The sequence below is a fragment of the Micromonospora sp. NPDC048040 genome (genome assembly GCF_055587185.1).
Genome location: NZ_JBVJGT010000127.1, coordinates 1 through 3286, shown reverse-complemented (window position 1 = coordinate 3286; position 3286 = coordinate 1). Strand labels below are relative to the sequence as shown.

At 77.1% G+C, this 3286-nt stretch carries 1 protein-coding gene; it reads right to left on the bottom strand.

Going from position 1 to position 3286, the window contains the following annotated elements:
• The coding region (locus ACZ6O2_RS36380; RefSeq protein ID WP_466026198.1) for a type I polyketide synthase at nt 1-3286 on the bottom strand (3286 nt) is incomplete at both ends.

The following is a 3286-nucleotide window of genomic DNA, read 5'->3' as shown; positions in this document are numbered from 1 at the left end:
CCACCAGGCTGGACGAGCACGCCGTGTCCACGGTGACCGCCGGCCCCTCCAGGCCGAACGTGTACGCCACCCGACCCGACAGCACGCTGCCGGAGGTGCCGGTGCCGAGGTAGCCGCCCACGCCCTCGGGCAGGTCCTGCACGCCGGAGGCGTAGTCGTGGTACATGAGCCCGGCGAACACGCCGGTCCGGCTGCCCCGCAGCCGCGCCGGGTCCAGCCCGGCCGACTCGAACGTCTCCCACGAGGTCTCCAGCAGCAGCCGCTGCTGCGGATCCATCGCGAGGGCCTCACGCGGCGAGATGCCGAAGAACCCGGGGTCGAACTCGGCCGCCCCGTACAGGAATCCGCCGTGCCGGGTGTACGACGTCCCGGGGTTGTCCGGGTCGGGGTGGAAGAGCCGGTCGAGGTCCCAGCCCCGGTCGGTCGGGAACTCGCCGATGCCGTCGGACCCGGCGGCGACCAGGTCCCACAGTTGCTGCGGGTTCGTCACGCCGCCCGGATAGCGGCAGGCCATGCCCACGATGGCGATGGGCTCGTCGACGGTCGTCGCCCGCACGACCTGCTGCGCGTCGGCCACCTGGCCGGACAGCTGCTCGTACAGGTGGTCGGAGAGGGCGCCGGGGGTCGGGTAGTCGAAGACGAGCGTCGACGTGAGCCGCAGCCCGGTCGCGCTGTTGATGCGGTTGCGCAGCTCCACCGCGGTGAGCGAGTCGAAGCCCAGCTCCCGGAACGCCCGGTCGGCCGGCACCTGGTCGGCGCCGTTGTGTCCGAGGACCTGCGCGACCAGGCCGCGCACGAGCAGGGCGACCTGCGTCCGCGCCTCCTGCGGGTCGAGCCCGGCCAGCCGGTCCGCCCAGCCCCCGGTGCCGGACCGGCGGCGCTTCGCGGCCGTTCCCACCAGGGTCCGCAGCATCGGCGGTACGCGGCCCGCGGCGGTCTGCGCCCGCATGGCGGGCAGGTCGACCACCGCCGGGACCAGCGCCGCCCCGCCGTGGGCCAGGGCGGCGTCCCACAGCCCGAGACCGACCTGGGCGGTCATCGGAACCAGGCCGGCCCGGCTCACCCGGGCCCGGTCGGTGTCGTTGATCGACGCGGCCATCCCGTCGGTGTTCCACATGCCCCACGCGAGGCTGACCGCGGACAGCCCGCGCTGCGCCCGCACCTGGGCGAGGGCGTCCAGGAAGGCGTTGCCGGCGGCGTACGCGGCCTGGCCGGGAGAGCCGAGCACCCCGGCGACGGAGGAGAACAGCGCGAACAGGTCGAGGTCGAGGTCGGCGGTCGCCTCGTGCAGCCACCAGCCCGCCGCGACCTTCGGCGCCAGCACGTCCGCCAGCCGGTCGGCGGTGATCCCGCTGACCACGCCGTCGTCCAGGACACCGGCCGTGTGGACGACGCCGGCCAGCCGGTCCTCGGCGGTGACCGCCCGGACCAGCTCACCGACCCGCACGCGGTCGGTGACGTCCGCCGCCACCACGCGGACGGCCGCGCCCAGCGCGGTCAGCCGCTCCACCAGCTCGTCGGCGCCGGCGGCCGCCGGGCCCTGCCGGGAGACCAGCACGAGGGAGCGCACGCCGTACGCGGTGACGAGGTGCTCGGACACCAGGGCGCCCAGCGATCCGGTGCCCCCGGTCACCAGGACGGTTCCCCGGTCGAGGGTCGCCGGGGCCGGCGCGCCGCCGGCGGCACGGACCAGCCGGGGCAGGTGCGCCGTGCCGGCCCGCACCGCGAGCTGCCCGCCGAGGCCCGGGTCGTCGGCGGCGCCGGCGAGCAGGGCCAGCGCGTCGGCGTCCAGGTCGGCGTCCGGCTCCAGGTCGGCCAGCACGATCCGGCCGGGGTGCTCCGACTGCGCCGAGCGCAGCAGGCCCCACACCGCCGCCCCGGCCACGTCGGTGACGTGGTCGTCCGGGCCGGCGGCCACCGCGCCGCGGGTCACCACGACCAGCCGCGAGTCCGCCAGGGCGTCGGCGGCCAGCCACGCCTGCACGGCGCCGAGGACGTCCGTCGTCGCCGACCGCACCGCGTCGGGCACGTCCGTCTCCGGTCCCGCCGCGGGGGCGGGCAGCAGCAGCGCCGCCGGGGTGGCGGCGGTCCCGTCCGTCACGGCCGCGACCAGCGCCGCCACGTCGGCGTACGCGGGGAGCTGCGGCGCGCCGTCGAGCGGGCGGTCACCGAGGACGGCCCAGCCGTACCCGCCGTCGGGCGCGGTGATCTGCTCGGGCTGCCAGGACACCTCGAACAGGGAGCGGTGCGCCTCGTTCGGGGTTGCCGCCGCCCCGGTCATCTCGCGCAGCGTCAGCGAGTCCACCGACACGACCGGCACGCCCGTCTCGTCGACGGCGACCAGCCGCACGGAGCTGCCGGACGCGGTCAGGCGCACCCGCAGCGTCCGCGCCCCGAGCGCATGGACCTGCACGCCCTCGAACGCGAACGGCACCCGGGCCCCGCCGCCCGTCTCGTCGGCGGGCAGCAGCCCGACGGGGTGCAGGGCGGCGTCCAGCAGCGCCGGGTGCACGCCGAAGCCCGCCGGCTCACCGGCCGCCTCGTCGGGGAGCGCGACCTCGGCGAAGACCGTGTCCGCCGCGGTCCACGCCCGGCGCAGACCCCGGAAGACGGGCCCGTAGGAGAGCCCGTGCTCGGCCACCGTCGCGTACCAACCGGTGACGTCCACCTCGGCCGCTCCCGGCGGCGGCCAGGCGCCCACGGTGGGCTCGTCGCCCGTCGGGGCGCCGACGAGGCCGTCGGCGTGCCGGGTCCAGCCCGACTCCGGGTCGTCCTCGGGCTGCGAGTGCACGGTCACCGAGCGGCTGCCGGTCCCGTCGACGGGACCCACCCGGACCTGCACCCGCACTCCGCCACCGGTGGCGGGCAGGACGAGCGGGGCGAGCACCGTCAGCTCGCGGACGCGGGACGCGCCGACCTCGTCGCCCGCCCGCACGACGAGGTCCACCAGCGCCGTGCCCGGCACGACCACGGCACCGGACACGACGTGGTCGGCGAGCCACGGGTGGGTCGTCACCGACAGCCGGCCGGTCAGCACCACCATGTCCTCGCCGGCGACCGAGACGGTCGCGCCGAGCAGCGGGTGCCGCGCCACACCGAGGCCCGCTCCCGAGACGTCGGCCGACTGGCCGGCCGGCGGCAGCCAGTACCGCTCCCGGTGGAAGGCGTACGTGGGCAGGTCGACCCGCCGCGCGCCGGTGTCGGTGAACCACTGCTGCCAGGTCACCGGCACGCCGTGGACGTGCAACTCGGCCAGGGCGTGCAGCAGCGCGTGCGTCTCCGGCCG